Here is a 20,690-nt window from a genome sequence, read left to right as displayed (position 1 = left end):
TCGGACATGGCTCTGCCTCCTAATATGATCGAATCTAGACAACTCGAATCATACCGAAGGCCGGAGCCGTGTCTTTTGGTATCTAGGCTATGCTGCTGTGAAAGTGCGCAAGAGATTGTACGTTACCGTCAGGGCTGGTCCCCGTCGTGCGCGGCCCTAGTCGAGGTCGAGCGGCGTGGCGCTCTCCTCGCCGTAGAGGGCCAGGCACTCCTCGCTCACGACGAAGCGGGCCGCCTCGGGCAGCATGCGCACGGTGAACGGGGTCATGGTGCCGGTGACCTCGCCGTCGTACTGCACCGCCAGCGGCGGATCGGCGACGACGGTGCACTCCCGACAGCGGAACACCTCCATGGCGTCGGGGCGGCTCGGGAACTCGCCGGCACGGTCGAGCATGCAGCTCAAGATCGCGGGGATAAGCCCCACGGCGTCGTGGGTGTTCATGACCACGATGTCGAACATGCCGTCGCGCGGCAGGTTCTCGTGGACGAGCGAGATGTCGAACTGCAGCTTTGAGAAGTTGATGGCGAGCACCCCCACGCCCTGGGTCTCGACGGTCTTCCCGTCGATGGTGAGCGTGATGCGGGAGAACTGCGGCGCGAAGTTGGCGAAGGCCGCCGTGAAGTAGGCCATGGGGCCCAGAAGGCGCTTGGAGGGCTCCGCGCCCTCCATGATGGCGGCGTCGTAGCCGGCTCCCGCGATCATGGAGAATCCGAAGCGCTCGCCATTGGAGAGCTCGATCTCCCCGATGTCGAAATCCATGAGGCGCTGCTCGCGCATGAGATGGGCGAGCGCGTGGGGCTCGGCCGGCGAGGCGAGGTTCATGGCGAGCAGATTCGCGGTGCCAGCGGGGAAGGGGAGCAGCGGGATGCCCGTCTCGGCCAAAAGGTAGGCCACCGAGGCCACCGTGCCGTCGCCGCCGGCGGCTACCACGGCGTCGAAATTCTCGGCGTCGCGCAGAAAATCGGCGAGGTCGGTGTTACCGTCGGTGCAGCGCACGCAAATCTCGTCGCCGTCGGACGCAAAGGCGCGCATGAAGTCGTAAATGGCCCCGTCGCGGAAGCCGGAGGCCAGGTTGTTCACGATGAGGAGTTTCACATAAATCCTTTCCCTTGCTATTATAGGATGGTACTACAACCTCATCTCTTACAGACAAGGACCGTCGTGGAATACATTGCAAGCCAAGAAAACCTGGAGGCCTTCGTGCGCAGAGCGGCCTCGTCGTCGGTCTTGGCCATTGATACGGAGTTTCTGCGCGAGAAGACCTACTATGCGAACCTCTGCCTCATTCAGCTGGCTACGGATGCGGAAGTGGCCGTCGTGGATCCCTTCGCCATCGAGGACATGAAGGTGCTCGCCCCGCTGCTTACCGACTCTTCCATCGTGAAGCTCTTCCACGCCGGAGGCCAGGATTTGGAGATCCTCTATCGCGAGCTGGGCGTTTTGCCTGCGCCCCTGTTCGATACCCAGGTGGCGGCCACTCTTTTGGGCCACACCCAGCAGATCGGCTACGGGCCTTTGGTGCACAGCCTGTGCGGCGTGAACTTGAAGAAGAGCGACTCGTTCACCGACTGGTCGCGCCGGCCCCTTTCCACCTCCCAGCTGGAATACGCTGCCGACGACGTGATCTATCTGCCGAAGATGTACCGCATCATGGTGGAGAAGTTGGAGGCGAAGGGGCGTCTGCACTGGCTCGACAACGACTTCGCCGCCATGAGCGACCCGGCTCATTACGAGAGCGACCCCTTCGAGCGCTACAAGCGGCTCAAGCGCGTGGGCCAGCTTACGCGCCGGCAGCTCTCGGCGGCGCGGGAGGTGGCGTGCTGGCGCGAGGTGACGGCTCAGGAGCGCGATATGCCGCGCAAGTGGGTGCTCACCGACGAGCAGATCGTCGAGGCCTGCCGTCGCGAGTCCCGCACCATCGACGATTTGTTCCTGATCCGCGGCGTGCGCGAGAAGCTGAACACTCGGGACGCCCGGGCCGTGGCCACCGTGCTCGTCCGGGGTCTCGATGCCGCGCCCGATACGTGGCCCGAGCTGGACAAGTCGCCGAAGAGCGAGCGCAACGTCGATGCCGAGCTCGATCTCATGGAGGCGCTCGTGCGGCTGCGCGCCAAGGAGAACGACATCGCCATGCAGACGCTGGCCTCCCGGACGGAGCTCGCCCGCGTCGCCCGGGGCTACACCGCCGATGTCGATGTGCTGCGCGGCTGGCGCCGCGCCATGGTGGGGGACGAGCTGCTGGAGCTTCTCGCCGGCCGGCTCGCCCTGTCCCTCGGCCCCGAAGGACTCGTGGTGACGCCGCGTTCCTGAGGCGGTTACGTATCTTTCACGCTTTCGGCGCCTCCCGGGCGACCGGGGCGCTCCCATGCCTATAATTGACTGCCAAAAATGCAAGGCATACGCAAGGAGAACCCTATGATTTCCAGCAGTTACCTCATGCTCATCGTCGCGACGCTCGTCATCGGCATGGGCGCCCAGTGGTACGTGAACCACAAACTGAAGACCTATTCCCATGTGGCGAACTCCACGGGGCTGACCGGCGCCGAGGCGGCGCGCCAGATGCTTTCCTACTACGGCATCTCGAATGTGCAGGTCTTCCGCGGCGGCCCGGGCCAGGACTACTTCGACCCGCGCAGCAACTCGGTGACGCTCTCGCCCGAGGCCTTCGACGGGCGCACCATCACCGCCACGGCCACGGCCTGCCATGAGGTGGGCCATGCCTGCCAGTACGCCCAGGACTACACGCCCATGAAGATCCGCGGGGCCATCGTGCCGGCGGTGAACCTGGCCTCGAACGCCTGGATCTTCCTGCTCATGGCCGGCATCGTCCTGAACATCGCCGGTCTTACCACCGCGGCCATCATCATGTACGCGGTGGTGGTGCTCTTCCAGCTGGTGACCCTGCCCGTCGAGTTCAACGCCTCCCAGCGCGCCATGGTCTACATGGGCCAGATCGGCCTGCCCGCCCAGGAGCGCAAGGGCGCCTTCGACGTTCTGCGCGCCTGCGCCTTCACCTATCTGGCCGCCGCCCTCACCTCCATTCTGCAGCTTCTGTGGCTGCTCGGCCAGCGCCAGGAGTAAACGGAGCCTGCTGTGGCGGTGGAAGAGCGCGAGACGACAACGGAAGAGGAGGTCGCCCCGGCGCTGTCGGTGTCGGCGGCCATGGGCCTGGCCAAAAACGCCCTGGAAGAGGTCGTGGTGCGCCTGGTGGGCGAGGTCTCCGAGGTGAACGACAAGCCCGGCTACAAGGCCGTGTACTTCACCGTGAAGGACGAGAAGGCCTCGCTTCCGTGCATGATGTGGATGAACCGCTACCAGGCCTCGGGCGTGGCGCTTTCCGTCGGCGCCCTGGTGGAGCTCACCGGGCGCTTCTCGCTGTACGCGGCCAAGGGGCGCATGAACTTCGACGTGTTCTCGGTGTCGTTGGCCGGCGAAGGACAGCTGCGGCTGCAGGTGGCCAACTTGGCGCGGGAGCTCGAGGCCATGGGACTGATGGATCCGGCCCGCAAGCGTCCTTTGCCCGCCTATCCCGAGGCCATAGGGCTCGTCACCTCGCCGCGCGGCGCCGCCGTCCACGACGTGCTGCGAACCCTGCGCAGGCGCTATCCTCTGGCCCGCATCCTGTTCGCCGGCGTTCCCGTGGAGGGCCCCGGGGCGGCCGACGGGCTCGTGGACGGTCTGGCCAAGGTGGTCTTTGCCGGCGCTGAGGTGGTGCTCCTCGTGCGCGGCGGCGGATCCTTCGAGGATCTCATGCCCTTCAACGACCGTCGGCTGGCGCGCACCATTGCCGCCTGTCCCGTGCCCGTGGTGACGGGCATCGGGCATGAGCCGGACACCTCCATCGCCGATATGGTGGCCGACGTGCGGGCCTCGACGCCCACGGCGGCCGCTGAGGCCGTGGCGCCGGCTCAGGGCGAGATCGCCGCCCGCATCCAGGGGCTCGGCGCCGCCATGGGCCATGCCGAGAGCCGTCGTTTGGACGCGCTGTCGATCAAGATGGAACGGGTGGCTTCCCTGCCGCTGTTCCGCGAGCCGACGCGCCTGTTCGACGGCGAGGCGCTGGCCTTGGACGACCTGTCCGACCGCCTCGGCCGCGCGCTGCCGGAGGCGCTGCGCGAGGATCGCCACAGACTGGGGCTTATCGGCGAGGCGCTGGGCCGCATGCTGCCCGGGCTGCTCTCGGCGCCCAGAGGAGCGGTGGGCGCCGCTGCAGGGCGCCTCGGCTACCTCGGCGAGCACTTCGGCGAGCGCTCCCGTCAGCAGCTCGATGGGGCCCGGGGGCGCCTGATGCGCGCCGGCGCGGCGATGACCGACCCCTATCGCGCGTCGGTGGCCGTGAGCGCGGCGCGCCTGCACGATCTGTCGCCTCTGGCCATCATCGGCCGCGGTTACGCCATGGCCAAGGGGGAGGACGGCCGAGTGGTGAGCTCGGTGGACGGCGTCGCGGCGGGGGAGCGCCTCGTGGTGACCCTCTCCGACGGTGAGCTGGACTGCACGGTGAACGACGTCCGCCGCATCCACAGCGCCGTCGAGGCCTGGGGCTGACGATACGCGCAGCGACGAGTGATACACGCAACGATGAGAAAGGAAGCGCCATGAGCGATGCCGCGAACCTTGACGAGAAGAAGCCGGTGGAAGAGCTGACCTTCCGCGAGGCCTTGAGCGAGCTGGAGTCCATCGTCTCCGTGCTGGAGAGCAATACGCTGGAACTGGAGGAGTCCCTCGCCGCCTACGAGCGCGGCGTGGTGCTCTTGGGCTCGCTGCAGAAGCGCTTGGGCGCCGCCGAGCAGCAGGTGGAGGTGCTCATGGGCGAGCTGGTGGCCGCCCCCGACGACGAGACCCAGGACACGACCCTCTCCTAGAACGGTGACGGCGCGACAGATTCCGTAGGGGCAGACCTTGGTCTGCCCATTCGACCGGAATGATGTCTTCAGTTGGAAGGGGCGACCAAGGTCGCCCCCTACGGGGAGCCGCCTCCGCAATTCAACGGAAAAGATGACGGGACGTCAATCGGTGAGCGGCGCTCCGCTTGCCGATAAGGACGCGAGCAGGTGCGACGCGCCCTGCGTGCACTCCTAAAATAGGGGAAACTATTGATTAGGAGGTAAGTCATTGAACGTCCTCGTCCTCAACGCCGGTTCTTCCTCTCTGAAGTACCAGCTCATCAATGTTGAAACCCATGAAGTGCTCGCCAAGGGCATCTGCGAGCGTGTCGGTTCCGCCGAGGCCTTCCACAAGCACGGCATCGACGAGAATGAGGTGGTCATCGACACGCCCATGCCCGATCACAACGCCGCCATGGCCCTCGTGTTGGAGGCGCTGACGAGCGGCCCCACCAAGGCCATCGACTCTCTGGACGACATCGACGCCGTGGGGCACCGCGTAGTGCAGGGCGGCAAGTACTTCGATCGCTCCGTGCTCATCGATGACGATGTCGTCGCCAAGATCGACGAACTGGCAGAGCTCGCTCCTCTGCACAACAAGGCCGCGCTCATGGGCATCGAGGCCTGCCGCGAGCAGATGCCCGGCAAGCCCATGGTGGCCGTCTTCGACACCTCGTTCTTCCAGACCATTCCGCCGAAGGCCTACATGTACCCGTTGCCCTACGAGCTGTACGAGAAGCACGCCATCCGCAAGTACGGCGCCCACGGCACCTCGCATCGCTACATTGCCGAGCGCGCGGCCGCCTTCATGGACGAGCCCTTGGAGGATCTGAAGCTCATCACCTGCCATCTGGGCAACGGCTGCTCCATCTCCGCCATCGACCACGGCGTGGCCGTTGACACCTCCATGGGTCTCACGCCTCTCGATGGCCTTATGATGGGCACCCGCTGCGGCGCCATCGACCCGGCCATCGTCCCCTTCATCATGGAGAAGGAGAACCTCACGGCGGCCGAGGTGAACGACCTCATGAACAAGAAGAGCGGGCTTTTGGGCATCTCTGGCATCTCCAACGACCTGCGCAGCGTGCGCCAGGCCTCCGAGGAGGGCGACGAGCGCGCCCAGCTCGCCTACGACATGTACTCGAACTCCGCGAAGAAATACATCGGCCAGTACATCGCCGTCATGGGCGGCGTCGATGCCATCGTGCTCACGGCCGGCGTGGGCGAGAACTGCGACAAGATGCGCCGCATGATCTTCGCGGGTCTGCAGCCGCTCGGCATCAAGATCGACTTGGAGAAGAACCGAGCCGGTCTGCGCGGCGAGCGCGAGATCTCCACGGACGATTCCGAGGTGCGCATCGTCATCATCCCCACCGATGAGGAGTACATGATCGCCCGCGACACCTATCAGCTGGTGAAGGAGGGTACGCTCGAGATCACGGAGCTGGTCTAGGCACCTGAGGCTCAGATATAAGCTAGCCCCGGATTGACGGTTGTTCTATCAACATCGTCGATCCGGGGCTTCTTTTCTTCCAAATTAGGCCGTTTTGGGAAAATGTCAGCCCCGAATCGACGGTTCTGATGAAACAACCGTCGATTCGGGGCTAGAAAACGAAATCGAGGCCCGCTTTGAGCCTCGATTTCGTGGGGAGGGGTGCGGGGCGCTTGATGGTGCCCCTATCGCATCAGGCGAGCTACTTCACCTGGGCGAGTGCGTTGTTCACGGCGTCCTTCAGGGCCGTGGAGGAAACGGTAGCGCCGGCAACGGCGTCGACCTCGGTGGACTGGGCCTCGATGATCCGGGCCGGCAGGGCCTCGAGAGCCAAGCTGCCCACACCGGCGGTCTCCTGCTGCTGCACGATGTCGATGGCGGCGATCTTGTCGCCCTCCATCTTCACCTTCACGGCAAGCTCGTTGCCCATGCACAGGGTGGAGGTGCCGAGATACTCGTTCTCGCCGAGCTTTGCGGAAGCGGCCGGATCGGGATCGACCTCGTGGCTGCCGCTGCCCTGGGTATAGACGATCTCGGAGGCCACGCCCATGGGGAGCACCGGCAGCGGATCCTTCTCGGCCGCCGCGCCCACGCCGGCCAGCTGGCCGAAGATGAGGCACTCGGCCATGTTGCCGCCGCCGTTGTACTGGTACGGGGTCATGCCGCCGAACTCGCCGGCGGAGTAGAGGTGCGGAATGGGCTCGCCGTCGGTGCCCACGACTTCGGCGCGGGCGTTGCGGCGGGCGCCGCCCTGGGTGTTCAGGAAGGCCTGGATCATCTCGATGGCGTAGAAGGGGCCCTCGCCGAAGGCGCGCATGGTCTCGGCGGCGCGGAAGAAGGCCGGGTCGTAGCCATCGTTGGCCATCTTATTGAAGTCGGTCACGGTCTGCTCCAGCTTGCCGGCCGGGATGCCGAGCGCGGCCTCAAGCTCCGCGATGGTGGCGGCGGAGACGACCTGATCCTCAAAGCCGGCCGGGATGCCGTGGTACTCGGCAATGGCCTCGTTCTGGGCGGCGTCCCACACCATGTAGGTGTTGCGCGGGCGCTTCACGTTCACCCAGTCGCCGTTGCTCGGCACGTGTCCGTGGCGGTTGTACACGTCCTCGCGCAGGTAACGCTCGCCGCCGTTGCCCACGACGATGACGCTGCCGGAGAGGTTGCGCAGGTCGTTGAACGTCTTGGCGTGCTGATCCTCGTTCACCACGAAGGAGATGCCGCCGAGCGCGAAGCAGTTGCCCTCATAGGCCTCCATGTGCCACAGATCGGCGCCGACGCCCATGGCCATCTTCACGCCGTCGCCGGTGTTGAACAGGGTGCCGGCCGGCGTGCTCTTGGTGAGGCCCAGGAAGTCCTCGACCATCTGCTTGTTGTTCTCGAAGCCGCCCATGGTCATGACGACGCCGTTCTTGGCGCGGATGTTCACGGTCTCGCCGGCCTTGTCGATCTCCACGCCGATGACGGCGCGGCTGACCGGATCCTGGAAGAGCTTCGTGGCCGGGGACATGTACCACACGTCGATGTTGTCGCTCATGGACATGACCTTGTTGCGGTAGGTCTTCCACAGAGCGGAGTTGCACACGTTGTCGCTCACGGTCAGCACGTGCAGGGCATCGCCACCCTCGAGCTCGGGATACTCGGGGACGAACATGGCGATCATCGGCTGGGCGGAGGAGTCCTCCTTCCAATCGAGGAAGTTCTCCTCGGGGACGCCGAAGAAGTCGCGCAGCATGGTCTTCGTCTGGGTGAGGCCCTCGGCGTAGGCGTCCATGAGCTCGTCGTCGACGGCGAAATCGCCGGCCATGGCCTTGTTGTAGGCGAGCATGGCCTCCTTGTCGTCGGAGTTCAGGATGATCTGGCCGCAGAAGCGCGTGTTGCCGCCCTCCATGCCCTGAGGGGCCTTATCGATGAGCAACACCTTCGCGCCGGCGTCGGCGGCGTAGCAGGCGGACACGGCACCGGCACCGCCGAAGCCGATGACGACGACGTCGTACTCGCCGTCCCAAGCGATGGTGTCGGCGAAGGTGGTTCCCCCGTTGCCCGTGTTGGCCATGGCCTTATCGGCCGGGGTCTGCGGCGCGCAGCCGGCAAGGCCGAGGCCGGCGACGGCGGCCATGCCGACACCAGCGCTGGTGATGAACTGTCGGCGGGTGTATTTTCCCATTTTCCACTCCCTTGTGGTCGGTGTCTTCGCGCCGGGTTGATGTCTGGCGAAGACGTCGCGTGACGCATTCGCTCCGGCGCTCCGGGGATCGCGGTGTCCCCGATCACACTGGTCACTTTAGCGTCGGCGCTGAGGTTAGCGTGAGAGATAACCTGTAGGTTAGCGGTGGTGGAACTTGCTAACCCACCTTGCTAACCCACCTTTCTGGAAATGAGGAAAGGTTGCCATTTTTGCTGCTGGCGCTCATCTGCTATTTGTGGTTTCATGGGGGATAGCAAAAAAGAGGAGGGGTAAGCGATGAAACGTCTGTGGAATACGATCGCGGGGCTGCGCCTCGGGTTCGAGGAGCATTTCAGGGGCGCTGGATCCATTAGCTTGTTCGTGGGCCTGGCCTGCAACTTGGCCTTCGTGGGTCAGGTGTACTTCTGGCCGTCTATGTGGCACACTACGGCGTTTATGTTCTCCTATACTGATGCCTCCTATGTCGCCGAGCTCCTCTGCGCGCTTATGCTTGGTTGGAGGTTGCGACGGGGGGGACGGCTCGTCGTGGGCAGTCGATTGCTTTGGGTTCTGGCCCTGCTCGTGCAGGCGACCTTGGTGCTGTACTGCGCGCTGTTCGGGGCGGGCATCCACGTGCCCGAGCCTGTCAACTGGGTTTGCGGCGCTATCTTCGGCGTCTATCTGCCCGTGGCCATGACCTCGTGGTTCGCCGTGCATATCGATCGGCGCTCCTTTTCGGTGATTTGGAATATCGTGCTGGCGGGCGTGTTCGCCTCCTTCGTCATCTGGGTGTTCTCGGGCCTGGAGGCGGTGAAGCTGTGCGTGTGCATGGGAGTGCTCATGTTCGTGGGGACGTTCGTGCTCTCTCGCAAGCTGCGCTCGGAGCAGGCCAAGGAGGAAGACGACGCGGCTGTGCCCGCGGCTGTGCCCGCGGCCGTGCCGGCGGATGCCTTCCGCTACCCGGCCTCGGCGACGTTTCTGTTCAGCTTCTCCTTCATCACGGCCATCGCCTTTGCCGGTATCGGGGGCGACAGCGCTTCTTATGCTTCGGGGGATTTCTTCGCTCCGATGCTGCTCATCTGCGCCGTGGTGCTCTTGGCAAATGCGGCGGTCCTCCCGCTGACGACCATCGCTGTGCCCGCTATCATCGTGGCCGTCATAGCCGCCTCCTATCTTCACCTCGAGCCTGCGCTTTCCTTTGATCTGGCGGCGCTTGGCATGTTCCTTTTCCTCGCCTATGCCGTCGTGCTCCTGTGCGCCAGCGCGCAGGGGACTCGGCGGCACACTCTTGCGGCCTTCACGGGCCTTATGGTGGCCTTCGCCGCCGGATGCCTCGTCGGCCGCCTGGGCATGGCGCTCTGCTTCGCGCTCGTCGAGCAATTCGCGTCGAACATCATGGTTCTGCTGTCTATTCTGGCTGCCAACGCCGCCATGATCATCCTCGTGAGACGGGGCGTCACGCCGATTCGTTCGGCGGAGCTTTTCGAGGGCGAGCAGGCGACGGGAGATCTCGATGCGGCCCGTCGCGCCAAAGTGGATCGCGTGGCCGCCGCCTGCGGTTTGGGCGAGCGCGAGAAGGAGGTGCTCACGCTGCTCTTAGAGGGGTGCTCGGCCAGCGAGGTGGCCTCTGCCATGGTCGTGGCCAACGGCACGGCGAAGTCGCACATCCGCCACGTCTACAAGAAGCTCGGCGTCCACAGCCGCGACGAACTCTTCGAGAAACTCGGCATCGAGAGAGAAGAGAAAAAAGGGTAGAGAGGAGAAATCCGCCCAATCCCAGAAGAGCAGGGCGCGAGGTGGCCGAGGGGGTGCCGCGCGCAGTTCATTGAAGTGCATAGAAAAATGAGACGACCCGCGTCGAGCCCTGCACTTCAATGTTGTCTGAGCACGACACCCCCTCGGCCACCTCGCGCCCGGAGGGATGGAAAGGCAAGAAGGAGCGCTATTTCCCCTGCGCCTGCACGGCGGTGATGGCCACCACGCCCACGATGTCGTCGGCCGAGCAGCCGCGCGACAGGTCGTTCACCGGGGCGGCGATACCCTGCAGGATGGGGCCGAGCGCCTCGGCCTTCGCCAAGCGCTGCACCAGCTTGTAGCCGATGTTGCCCGCATCGATGTCCGGGAACACGAGTACGTTGGCGCGACCCGCGACAGGAGAGGCCGGCGCCTTCGCCGCGCCGATCTCGGGAACGATGGCGGCGTCCAGCTGCAGCTCGCCGTCTACCGCGAGTTCGGGCACGAGCTCCTTCACCTTGGCCGTCGCGCGCACCACCTTGTCGGAATCGTCGTTTTTGGCCGAGCCGTAGGAGGAATGCGACAGCATGGCGATGACCGGCTCGGCATCGGCGAACAGCGACCGCCACGCCGCCTCGGCGTTGATGGCGATCTGGGCCAGGCGATCGGCGTCGGGCTGCACTTCCAGGCCGCAGTCGGAGAAGATGAAGGTGCCGTGGTGGCCCAAGTCGCAGTCGGGCACGTTCATGACGAAGAACGAGCTCACCATCTGCGCGCCAGGAGCGGTCTTCAGGATCTGCAGGGCCGGGCGCAGCACGTCGCCGGTGGAGTGGCAGGCGCCCGAGACGAGGCCGTCCGCTTCGCCCATCTTCACCATCATCATGCCGAAGTACAGCTCGTTGTCCATAAGCTCGAGGGCTTGCTCGAGCGTCATGCCCTTCGCCGCGCGCAGCTCGGCCAGCTTCTCGGCATAGGGCTCGCGCAGCTCGGAGGTGCGGAAGTCGACGATGCGGGCGCCCTCCAAGTTGCAGCCGGCAGCGGTGATGTCGTCGGCGTCGCCCAAGACGATGAGGTCGGCGATGCCCTCGGCGAGAATCGCCTCGGCGGCCTTGAGGGTGCGGATGTCGTTGCCCTCGGGAAGCACGATGGTCTTCTTGTCGGCCTTCGCGCGGGCGATCATGGAATCGAGGAACTGGCTCACGGGAACGTCCTTTCTCACGGGTATCCTGCCCTCATGATAGAGCACGGGCCGTCGCCCCGCACGGCGCGACCGTGCGGCAGGTTCATTTATTCGGTTTGTATGGGGTTTGGAGGCCATCGGATGCGGGCTGGGTACAATATCCTCCGAACGACGCCGCCCGAGCGCCGGCGCCCCATTCTCATCAACGAGTACGAGGGAGAGAACCCGTTATGGCCGTTAATTACGCCGATTTCCGCGATATCGCCATCGAAGACTACGACGCCGTCGTTGTCGGCTCCGGTTTTGCCGGGGCTGTCAGTGCCCGGCAGCTTGCCGAAGAGGGCGGTCTTCGCGTGCTCGTCATCGAGAAGCGCGCGCACATCGCCGGCAACATGTACGACGAGTACGACGAGGCCGGGGTGCTCGTGCACCGCTACGGGCCGCACATCTTCCATACCAACGACCAGCGCGCCTACGACTATCTTGCCCGCTTCACCGAGTGGTCGAGCTACCAGCACCGGGTGCTTGCCGATTGGTATGGCACCTACATGCCCGTGCCCTTCAACAAGAACTCCATGGAAATTGCCTTCGGCGACGAGAAGGCGGCCCGGCTCATCGAGAAGCTCGTCGACACCTTCGGCGACGAGCGCAAGGTCACCATCAACGAGCTGCGCGCCCAGGAGGATCCGGAGCTTCAGGAGGTGGCGGACTTCGTCTACCAGAACGTGTTCCTCTACTATACCCAGAAGCAATGGGGCCTCACTCCCGAGGAAGTGGATCCCTCGGTGACCGCGCGCGTGCCCGTGTTCATCTCCCGGGACAACCGCTACTTCCAGGACGCCTTCCAGGGGATGCCGATCGATGGCTACACGCGCCTGTTCGAGAACCTGCTCGGCCACGAGAAGATCACCGTCTGCCTGGGCACCGAGGCGGAAAGCGTCTTCGATCTCGTCTTCGCCGGCCGCGAGGAAGACGCCCCCTTGGAGGCCATTCATATCAAGGGCGCGTCCTTCGAGGGACCCATCGTCTACACCGGCCCCCTCGACGAGCTGTTCTTGGGACGCTTCGGGCGCTTGCCCTACCGCTCCCTCGATTTTGTCTACGAGACCTTCGACGAGACCTACCATTTGCCCTGCGGCACCGTGAACTACACGGTGACCGAGGACTACACCCGCATCACCGAGTTCAAGTGGCTCACGGAGCAGACCGGCGACAAGACCACCATCATGCGCGAGTACTCCCGGGCCTACGAGGATCCGGCGACCCAGATTCCCTACTACGCCATCATCAACGATGACAACGACGCGCTCTACGCGCGCTACCGCCGCCTGACCGACGCGCTGCCGAACTTCCATCCGCTGGGGCGTCTGGCCGAGTACCGCTATTTCAACATGGACAAGGTGGTCGCCGACGCCCTGGCCGCATCCGAGAAGATCCTGACGGAGACGGCCGACGCCTAGGACGCCGCGCGAGGTGGAACACCCGCGCACCGAGACCCCGACGAAGGAGGCGCTTTTGAAGACCATCACGTTCGCCGTGCCCTGCTACAACTCGACAGCCTATATGGATCATTGCGTGGAGACGCTGCTCGCCTGCGGCGAGGACATCGAGATCCTGCTCGTGGACGACGGGTCGACCAAGGACGACACGGCGGCCATTTGCGACCGCTGGCAGAACGAGCACCCCGACATTGTCCGCGCCATCCATCAGCCCAACAAGGGCCACGGCGGCGCGGTGAACACGGGGCTCGCGAACGCGAGCGGCTTCTACTTCAAGGTGGTCGACTCCGACGACTGGCTGGATCCCGCGGCGATGTTTCCGCTCATGGTGTATCTGCGCAGCCAGCTGGATGCGCCGGTGCCCTGCGACATGGTGGTGGCCAACTACGTCTACGACAAGGTGGACGAGGGGGAGCAGAAGGTCATGGGCTACGGCAACGTGCTGCCCGAGGGCTACGAGTTCGGCTGGGACGAGGTGGGAACCTTCCTGCCGAGTCAGTATTTGCTCATGCACTCGGTGTACTATCGCACCGAGATGCTGCGCAAAATGCACCTTGAGCTGCCCGAGCACACCTTCTACGTGGACAACATCTTCGTCTACGAGCCCTTGGTCTACGTGCGCACCATGCGCTACTTCAACGTGGACGCCTACCATTACTTCATCGGCCGCGAGGACCAGTCGGTCAACGAGAAGGTCATGATGGGCCGCATGGACCAGCAGCTGCGCGTCACACGGCAGATGATTGACAACGTGGACCCGCAGGCCGTGCGCAACCGCCATCTGCGCCACTACCTGCGCAACTACCTCTCCATGATGATGTGCATCTGCTCGGTGTTTCTGCGCATGCGCGGAGGCGAGACCGACGAGCAGGATCTGAAGGACATATGGGCCTATTTGAAGGAGCAAAACCCGTCGCTGTACCGCCGGGTCCGCTCCAACGCGCTGAATCTGGCCACGAATCTGCCCACGGAGGCCGGCGAGAAGATCGGACTCAAGGGCTACCAGATCGCCCAGAAAATCTTCAAGTTTAATTAACGTCGTGTGTTCGCGGTATAGAGTTCCAGAAGGCCGCGGAGGGCGAGGGTCTGGTCGACGGTGACGGCGTGCGCCATGAGCGCGGCGATGGTCTCGGCGTCTTGGCCCACGAGGATGACGGGGGTCGTGTAGCCGCAATCGGCCCAGATCATATCGATGAGGCCGTCGATGCGGGCCACCTCCCCCATGACGATGCCCGCCTGCATGGCCTCGACGGTGGTGCGGCCGAGCAGCGACTTGGGGGCTCGAAGCTCCACGGCGGCCAGCTGGGCGGCCCCGCGGGCCAGCGCCTGGGCGCCGAGTTTCATGCCCGGGGCGATGATGCCGCCGCGGAAGGCTCCCGTCTCGTCCAAAAGCTCGAAGGTGGTGGAGGTACCCAGATCGATGACGAGGGCCGGCGCGCCGTAGGTGCTCTTGGCGCCCACCATCTCGGCGACGCGGTCGGCGCCCACGGCCACAGGATCGGAGAAGTTCATCTTGAGGCCCGTCTTCAGGCCCGGGCCCACGGTGAGCGGGCGCGCGTCCGTGAGACGCCGCGCCGCGTCGGCCCATACGCCGGTGAGGGCCGGGATGACCGAGGCGATGATGGCCCCGTCCGCCAAAGGCGCGCTCTCGGGAAGGTCGATGGCGCCGGGTGCGCCTTCCTCGATGGGCGCCAGGCCGCGGGCGAGGGCGTCGAAGAAGCCGAGGACGCAGGCCACGGCGCCGTCGGCCGTCTCGTCGGGATCGGTGGGGACGGCCCACTGGGAGACGAGCCGCCCGTCAAGCGCCAGCCCGATTCTCGTCCTCGTGTTCCGTATGTCGATCGCCAAAACCAGCGCCATGCTCGCTCCTTCTGTCGCGTTTACTGACGTCTATTGTAAGGGAAGCTACTTGTAGTCCTCGACGTTTTTCGAGGAGGAGCCGGTGGTGTTGCCGGATTGGCGCAGCTCGAAGCCGAAGCGCACCGTGCCATCGCCGAAGCGCTCCTGCAAAGCGTCGGTGGCGGCGAGAAGGCTGCGGCGCTTCTTCTCGTCGCGGATGAGCGCTGCGCCTTGGGTCGCGTCTGCACGGTCGTCGCCTCCGAGGGCGGCCGCGTCGAAGAGCGTTTCCTGCACCGGCGCGCCGTCCTCCTCGAAATGGGTCACGGCCACGCCGAGCAGGCGCACCTTCATGCCCGGGGCCCACAGCTCCTGTGCCAGGCGGTGCGCCACGGGGGCGAACGCGATGTCGTCGTCGGTGGGAGCGGGAAGCGCGCACTGGGCCGAGCGGGTCGTGCGGTTGTCGTAACGCACCTTCACGGCCACGGTGCGACCTTTGAGCCCCTTTCGGCGCAGACGCCTTCCCACCTTCGCCGAAATAGTGGAAAGCGCCGCCTCGATGTCCTCGCGCGTCTCCAAATCGCGCGCATAGGTCACCTCGTTGGAGACCGACTTCACCTCGTCGTCCTCGGCCACTTCCGACCGATCTCGTCCCAGGGCCCTATCGCGCATCATCTCGCCGTTCTTCCCGAAGATCTTTCGCAGCAGGGCACCGTCGGCCCGGCCCATATCTCCCAAGGTGCGCACGCCGTGGGCAAGAAGCGTCTTCTCGGCGGCGGCGCCCACGCCGGAGAGCGTGCGCACGGGGAGCTTCTCCAGAAACGCCGCCTCGGTGCCGGGAAAGACCACGGTGAGCCCTCGGGGCTTGTCGCGGTCCGAGGCGATTTTCGCCACAGATTTGGAGGTGCCCACGCCGATGGAGCAGGTGACGCCGAGGGCGGCCACGCGCTCCTGGATGCGCTGGGCCACGAGAACCGGGTGCTCGGTGTTCACGGCGGTGGGGGTGACGTCCATGAAGGCCTCGTCGATGGAGACCTGCTGCACGTGGGGCGTCTCGTCCCTCAGGATGGCCATGATGGCGGCGGAAACCTTGCGGTAGCGGTGGAAGTTCCCGTGGGTCCAGATGGCATCAGGGCACAGCTCTCGCGCCAGCGACGAGGCCATGGCGCTGCGCACCCCGAAGGCGCGGGCCTCGTAGGAGCAGGTGGAGACGACTCCGTGGGCGTCCGCGTCGCCGCCGACGATGACGGGCTTGCCCCGCCAGGCCGGGTGATCCAGCTGCTCGACGGAGGCGAAGAAGGCGTCCAGGTCCACCAGCAGGATGGCCGGCCCTTCCCACGGTGGCAGACAAGCGCCGTTATCGCTCACTGGCCAGGAAGAACAGGGCCATGGTGCCGGGGCCCGAATGGGCACCGATGACCGGATCCACGTAGTTGATGAGAATGTCGGTGACGCCGAAGCGCTCGCGCACGAGGTCGGCCACGTACTCGGCGTCCTCGATGCAGTCGCCGTGGGTGATGAACACCGTCTGGTCGGCCACCGGCGCCGTGGCCGTCTGCTCCATGTGGTCGACGAGCGCCTTCAGCGATTTCTTGCGCCCGCGCACTTTCTCGAGCGGAATGAGGTGCCCCTCGTCGTCTACGTGCATGACCGGCTTGATGTTCAGAAGGGTGCCTGCCCAGGCGCTCGTGCGCGAGACGCGACCGCCGCGGAACAGGAACATGAGGTCATCCACCGTGAACCAGTGGGCCAGATGCAGCTTGTTGGCCTCCAGCCAGTCGCAAACCTCCTGGATGCCCTTGCCCTCTTCGCGCATTTTGGCGGCATACCAAACGAGCAGCCCCTCGCCAAGGGAGGCGGCCAGGGTGTCCACCGAAAGCACCGTGCGATCGGGGTAGGCGTCGGCCAGTTCCGCCAGCAAAAGGTCGATGGCCTGGTAGGTGCCGGAAAGCCCGCTGGAGAACCCGATGTAGAGCACGTCTTCGCCCGAGGCGAGAAGTCCTTCCAGAAGTTCGCGGGAATCCTTCAGGTTCGGCAGCGAGGTGGTGATGACCTTGCCCTCGCGCATCATGGTATAGAACTGCTTAAGGTCGGTTTTGTGCCCCTTGAGGTAGCTGTGGTGCTCCTCGCCGTCCACCATGAACGTTAAGGGGAGGATATGCAGGTCGAACTGGTCGATGACCTCCTCGGTGAGGTTGGAGGAGGAATCGGTGACGATAGCGAAGGCCATGGAGGGCTCCTTATCGGTAGGGGGCGGCGCGCGGCGCCCGAGTTGCGTTGGGGACATTCTAGCGCAAATTGGGTTCGTTGCACCGGCTGCGGCCAATGAAGCCTTTCCTGAGAAAAAGTTGTAACCATTGCCCCTGTTGCGCCCCCTTGCCGTATACTTTGCAAGATGCGCTCACAGACGCCTGGCGCCCCACCGGCGCGCAGGCCGTGACATAGAGGACGATTTCGAAGTGGAAGAGGGAAGCGCCGTGTCAAACAGCTACAAGGACACCATGAACCTGCCCGAGACCGATTTCCCCATGCGCGGGAACCTGCCGGCCCGCGAGCCGGAGCGGCTCGCCACATGGCAAGAGATGGACATCTACCGCCGCGTGCTGGAGAAGAACGCCGACGGCAAGCCCTTCGTGCTGCACGACGGGCCGCCCTACGCCAACGGCCCCATCCACATCGGTCACGCCTTCAACAAGATCCTGAAGGACTTCGTCGTCAAAAGCCATGCCCAGCGCGGGTACTTCACTCCCTACATCCCCGGATGGGACTGCCATGGCCAGCCCATCGAGCACATGGTTGAGGTGACGCTCGGGCCAGAGAAGATGGCCGAGATCTCCCAGGTGGAGCTGCGCCAACGCTGCCGCGAGTGGGCCGAGAAGTACGTCGACATCCAGCGCAACGGTTTCAAGCGCCTCGGCGTGAACGCCGACTGGGAACACCCCTACCTCACGTTCATTCCGAACTACGAGGCCGGCAACGTGGAGATCTTCAAGGATCTGTACCTGAAAGGCTCGGTCTACCGCGGCCGCAAGCCCATCCACTGGTGCACCCACTGCCATACGGCGCTCGCCGAAGCGGAGATCGAGTACTCCGACGAGGTGTCGCCTTCCATCTACGTGAAGTTCAAGCTGGACGCCATGCCCGGCGTGTTCGAGGCCTCCGGAGCCGAGGGCGACGCCTACCTGCTCATTTGGACGACCACCCCCTGGACGCTGCCGGCGAACACGGCGGTGTCGCTGGCGCCGGACGCCGACTACGTCATGGTCACGGTGGGCGGTGACAACCTCATCATGGCCAAGGAGCTGGTGGAAACCGTGGCCGAGGTGGCCGGCTGGGAGGACTATGATTTTGTGCGCGGCGCCGACGGCGAGCCGGTGGCGCTGACGGGCAAGCAGCTGTTCGGCCTCACCTACACCGCGCCCGTCCGCCGCGACATCAAAGGCACGGTCATCTACGGCGACCACGTCACCTTGGACACCGGCACCGGCGCCGTGCACACGGCCCCCGGCCACGGCCAGGACGACTACCTCGTGGCGCTGGAGTTCGACATCCCCATGCTCATGCCCGTGGACGACAACGGCGTGTTCACCGGCGAGGCGGGCCAGTTCGCCGGCCTTTCCACCGACGAGGCCAACCCGGTCATCATCGACTGGCTGCGCGAGCAGGGGACGCTGGTGGCCGAGAAGAAGATCAACCACTCCTACCCGCACTGCTGGCGCTGCCACGAGCCGGTCATCTTCCGCGCCACGGACCAGTGGTTCGTCTCCATGGACAAGAACGCCCTGCGCGAGGACGCCCTGCGCGCCATCAACTCGGAAGTGGAGTGGATTCCCGCTTGGGCCAAGAACCGCATCGGTGCCATGGTGGCCGACCGTCCCGACTGGTGCATCTCGCGCCAGCGCAGCTGGGGCGTGCCGATTCCCGTGTTCAAGTGCGCCAAGTGCGGCAACACCGTGGCCACGGCCGAAACCTTCGATGCGGTCATCGAGCTGTTCAACACCAAGGGCGCCGATGCCTGGTTCACCGAGGCTCCGAGCGAGTATCTGCCCCGCGGCACCAAGTGCGAGGTGTGCGGGGGCACCGAGCTCATCCCCGAAAAGGACATCCTGGACGTGTGGTGGGAGTCCGGCGTCTCGCACACGAGCGTCTGCCGCCATCGCGCCGAGACCGACGGCCTCACCTTCCCGGCCGACATGTACCTGGAGGGCTCCGACCAGCACCGCGGCTGGTTCCAGTCGTCGCTGCTCACCTCCATCGGCGCCTACGGCGTGCCTCCCTACAAGTCGGTCATGCACTGCGGCTTCACCGTGGACGAAGAGGGCCGCAAGATGTCGAAGTCGCTCGGCAACGGCATCGATCCGGAGGAGATGTGCAACAAGTTCGGCGCCGACGTGCTGCGCCTTTGGGTGTCGTCCTGCGACTACTCCCAGGACGTGTCCATCTCGGAGAACATCTTGAAGCAGGTCTCGGACGCCTACCGCCGTTTCCGCAACACCTTCCGCTTCCTGCTCGGCAACTTGAACGATTTCACGCCGGATGACTTCGTGGAGGACTGGGACGCGCTCGAGCCGCTCGACCAGTGGGCCCTCGTGCGCCTCTCGCAGCTGCTCGCCGATGTGGAGGCGTCTTATGAGTCTTACCGCTTCAACAGCGTCTACCGGGCCCTATACGATTACGTGAACGACATCTCCGCCGTGTACATGGACGTTACCAAGGATCGCCTGTACGCCGAGGCGCCGGCCTCGCCGCGCCGCCGGGCCGTGCAGACCGTGCTCATGAACATCCTGGAGGTGCTCGTGCGGGTCATGGCCCCCATCCTGTCGTTCACCACCGACGAGGTGTGGGAGTGCTACCCGCCGGCCTTCCGCGCCATCGAGGGCCGCGAGGCCTCGGTGCAGCTGGCCGGTTGGCCGTGCGCGCGCGACTTCGTGCCTTCTCTGCCTGCCGATGCGGGCGCGCAAGTGGCGACCATGGAGGAGATGATGGCCGTCCGCGAGGTGGTCACCAAGGCGCTGGAGGAGGCGCGAAACGAGAAGATCATCGGCAAGAGCCAGGAGGCGTCGCTTACCGTGACGGCCCCGGCGGCGCTGGTGGCCACGGCCGGCTCCTTCGACCCGGCGGTCTTCGAGGAGCTGTTCATTGTGGCCAAGGTGCAGTTCGTGGAAGGCGACGGCGACGAGATCACGGCGGCGGTCACGGTGGCCGAGGGCGAGAAGTGCCCGCGCTGCTGGAACATTCGCGAGCTGGGCGGCAACCCGAACCATCCGGATGTGTGCGAGCGCTGCGGGGACGCGCTGGACGCCATTCAGGGCGGGGCCGAGTAAGTGGCCGCCCCCGAGACGTTAACCATAGAGAAAGAGCAAGGGGAGGCCTCTGCCGTGGAGGAGAGGCTTCCCAGCCGGCGCAAGCGCAACGCCGCCATCTTCGTTCCTCTTGCCGCGCTGTGGCTTGTCCTCGATATCGCCACGAAAGCTTACTTCAACGGCTTCTCCGTGGGCCAGGTAGTGGCTGGTCCCTTTCTTGGTCTGGTGCAGTTCCGCCTGGTGCACAACACCGGTGCCGCCTGGGGTATGTTCGATGAATCGACCTTCGCCCTCGGGGTGATGTCGGTGCTCGTCTGCGTTGCGCTCACGGTGTATTTGTTCACGGCCGGCAAGCGCGCCGGCGTTATGGAGACGGTGGGGATCGCGCTGATTGTGGCCGGCGGCTTGGGTAACGCGCTCGACCGCTTCACGTTGGGCTACGTGGTCGATTTCATCGACACGGTGTTTATCAGTTTCCCTACGTTCAACGTTGCCGACATCGGGGTTACCTGCGGGTTCGTGCTGTTCTTCGCGGGGATGCTCTGGTCCATGAGGAGGGATGCGCCCGCGAAGGAGGTCGCATCGGAGGAGAAGTAGCCTGT

At 64.9% G+C, this 20,690-nt stretch carries 16 protein-coding genes; 10 read left to right on the top strand and 6 right to left on the bottom strand.

Features of this window, described 5'->3' with window-relative positions; all coding sequences use genetic code 11:
• Positions 1-156: 156 nt before the first annotated feature.
• Positions 157-1,095, bottom strand: coding sequence for a diacylglycerol kinase family protein (locus tag NE591_RS03205; RefSeq protein WP_114548383.1), 939 nt, complete (start codon positions 1,093-1,095; stop codon positions 157-159).
• A 66-nt stretch (positions 1,096-1,161) separates the two neighbouring features.
• Between NE591_RS03205 and rnd the strand changes: the two genes are divergently transcribed.
• The 5 genes from rnd (at position 1,162) to NE591_RS03180 (ending at position 6,336) form a co-directional block, all read left to right on the top strand.
• Positions 1,162-2,310: a ribonuclease D gene (gene rnd, locus NE591_RS03200; RefSeq protein WP_022739851.1), complete on the top strand. Its 1,149-nt coding sequence runs from the start codon at positions 1,162-1,164 to the stop codon at positions 2,308-2,310.
• A gap of 105 nt (positions 2,311-2,415) precedes the next feature.
• Positions 2,416-3,081 (top strand): zinc metallopeptidase, encoded by a 666-nt coding sequence (locus NE591_RS03195; protein WP_114548382.1) that lies wholly within the window; start codon positions 2,416-2,418, stop codon positions 3,079-3,081.
• Between the two features lie 12 nt (positions 3,082-3,093).
• Positions 3,094-4,545 carry an exodeoxyribonuclease VII large subunit gene (xseA, locus tag NE591_RS03190; RefSeq protein WP_231699471.1) on the top strand — a complete coding sequence of 484 codons (1,452 nt, stop codon included), beginning with the start codon at positions 3,094-3,096 and terminating at the stop codon, positions 4,543-4,545.
• A gap of 50 nt (positions 4,546-4,595) precedes the next feature.
• Positions 4,596-4,862 carry an exodeoxyribonuclease VII small subunit gene (gene xseB / locus NE591_RS03185; protein WP_022739854.1) on the top strand — a complete coding sequence of 89 codons (267 nt, stop codon included), beginning with the start codon at positions 4,596-4,598 and terminating at the stop codon, positions 4,860-4,862.
• Positions 4,863-5,112: 250 nt separating this feature from the next.
• Positions 5,113-6,336, top strand: coding sequence for an acetate/propionate family kinase (locus NE591_RS03180; RefSeq protein WP_114548381.1), 1,224 nt, complete (start codon positions 5,113-5,115; stop codon positions 6,334-6,336).
• Between the two features lie 241 nt (positions 6,337-6,577).
• On the opposite strand, the gene NE591_RS03175 is transcribed toward NE591_RS03180, so the two are convergent.
• Positions 6,578-8,536, bottom strand: a complete 1,959-nt coding sequence (locus NE591_RS03175) for an FAD-binding protein (protein ID WP_157011559.1) — start codon at positions 8,534-8,536, stop codon at positions 6,578-6,580.
• A gap of 297 nt (positions 8,537-8,833) precedes the next feature.
• On the opposite strand from NE591_RS03175, the gene NE591_RS03170 reads away from it, so the two are divergent.
• On the top strand, positions 8,834-10,291 hold the full coding sequence (locus tag NE591_RS03170; protein ID WP_227069504.1) for a response regulator transcription factor: 1,458 nt from the start codon (positions 8,834-8,836) through the stop codon (positions 10,289-10,291).
• 187 nt (positions 10,292-10,478) lie between these two features.
• Here the strand turns inward: NE591_RS03170 and pta are convergent, their stop codons facing one another.
• Positions 10,479-11,471 carry a phosphate acetyltransferase gene (pta, locus tag NE591_RS03165; protein ID WP_197746015.1) on the bottom strand — a complete coding sequence of 331 codons (993 nt, stop codon included), beginning with the start codon at positions 11,469-11,471 and terminating at the stop codon, positions 10,479-10,481.
• A 209-nt stretch (positions 11,472-11,680) separates the two neighbouring features.
• Between pta and glf the strand changes: the two genes are divergently transcribed.
• Both glf and NE591_RS03155 read left to right on the top strand, forming a co-directional pair.
• Positions 11,681-12,910, top strand: a complete 1,230-nt coding sequence (gene glf / locus NE591_RS03160; RefSeq protein WP_114539098.1) for a UDP-galactopyranose mutase — start codon at positions 11,681-11,683, stop codon at positions 12,908-12,910.
• A gap of 13 nt (positions 12,911-12,923) precedes the next feature.
• A complete protein-coding gene (locus tag NE591_RS03155) occupies positions 12,924-13,985 on the top strand; it encodes a glycosyltransferase family A protein (RefSeq protein ID WP_256156317.1) in 1,062 nt (353 codons plus the stop codon).
• Here the strand turns inward: NE591_RS03155 and NE591_RS03150 are convergent.
• The 3 genes from NE591_RS03150 to NE591_RS03140 are packed head-to-tail and all read right to left on the bottom strand — an operon-like array spanning position 13,982 to position 17,015.
• The gene (locus NE591_RS03150) at positions 13,982-14,809 is read right to left on the bottom strand and encodes a type III pantothenate kinase (protein WP_173113079.1); all 828 of its coding nucleotides are present in this window, start codon (positions 14,807-14,809) and stop codon (positions 13,982-13,984) included. The two genes, NE591_RS03155 and NE591_RS03150, sit on opposite strands and share 4 nt — an antisense overlap.
• Positions 14,810-14,854: 45 nt before the next feature.
• On the bottom strand, positions 14,855-16,099 hold the full coding sequence (dinB, locus tag NE591_RS03145; protein ID WP_331458044.1) for a DNA polymerase IV: 1,245 nt from the start codon (positions 16,097-16,099) through the stop codon (positions 14,855-14,857).
• 43 nt (positions 16,100-16,142) lie between these two features.
• Positions 16,143-17,015, bottom strand: coding sequence for a DegV family protein (locus tag NE591_RS03140; protein WP_173113076.1), 873 nt, complete (start codon positions 17,013-17,015; stop codon positions 16,143-16,145).
• A 247-nt stretch (positions 17,016-17,262) separates the two neighbouring features.
• Here NE591_RS03140 and ileS point away from each other — a divergent pair, with 247 nt between their 5' ends.
• Both ileS and lspA read left to right on the top strand, forming a co-directional pair.
• Positions 17,263-20,109, top strand: coding sequence for an isoleucine--tRNA ligase (gene ileS / locus NE591_RS03135; RefSeq protein ID WP_114539177.1), 2,847 nt, complete (start codon positions 17,263-17,265; stop codon positions 20,107-20,109).
• A 54-nt stretch (positions 20,110-20,163) separates the two neighbouring features.
• Positions 20,164-20,685, top strand: a complete 522-nt coding sequence (lspA, locus tag NE591_RS03130) for a signal peptidase II (protein ID WP_173113072.1) — start codon at positions 20,164-20,166, stop codon at positions 20,683-20,685.
• Positions 20,686-20,690 lie beyond the last annotated feature (5 nt).

The organism is Adlercreutzia sp. DFI.6.23, from assembly GCF_024462535.1.
GTDB classification, from domain to species: Bacteria; Actinomycetota; Coriobacteriia; order Coriobacteriales; family Eggerthellaceae; genus Adlercreutzia; species Adlercreutzia rubneri.
The sequence above is the reverse complement of the archived record's forward strand: the minus strand, read 5'-3'. Positions and strand labels throughout refer to the sequence as shown.

What these genes read in the sequence shown, in the direction of transcription:
- NE591_RS03140 (WP_173113076.1), bottom strand. Translation starts at nt 17,015, where the DNA reads ATGGCCTTCGCTATCGTCACCGATTCCTCCTCCAACCTCACCGAGGAG.
- NE591_RS03170 (WP_227069504.1), top strand. Translation starts at nt 8,834, where the DNA reads ATGAAACGTCTGTGGAATACGATCGCGGGGCTGCGCCTCGGGTTCGAG.
- NE591_RS03150 (WP_173113079.1), bottom strand. Translation starts at nt 14,809, where the DNA reads ATGGCGCTGGTTTTGGCGATCGACATACGGAACACGAGGACGAGAATC.
- xseB (WP_022739854.1), top strand. Translation starts at nt 4,596, where the DNA reads ATGAGCGATGCCGCGAACCTTGACGAGAAGAAGCCGGTGGAAGAGCTG.
- glf (WP_114539098.1), top strand. Translation starts at nt 11,681, where the DNA reads ATGGCCGTTAATTACGCCGATTTCCGCGATATCGCCATCGAAGACTAC.
- NE591_RS03175 (WP_157011559.1), bottom strand. Translation starts at nt 8,536, where the DNA reads ATGGGAAAATACACCCGCCGACAGTTCATCACCAGCGCTGGTGTCGGC.
- NE591_RS03195 (WP_114548382.1), top strand. Translation starts at nt 2,416, where the DNA reads ATGATTTCCAGCAGTTACCTCATGCTCATCGTCGCGACGCTCGTCATC.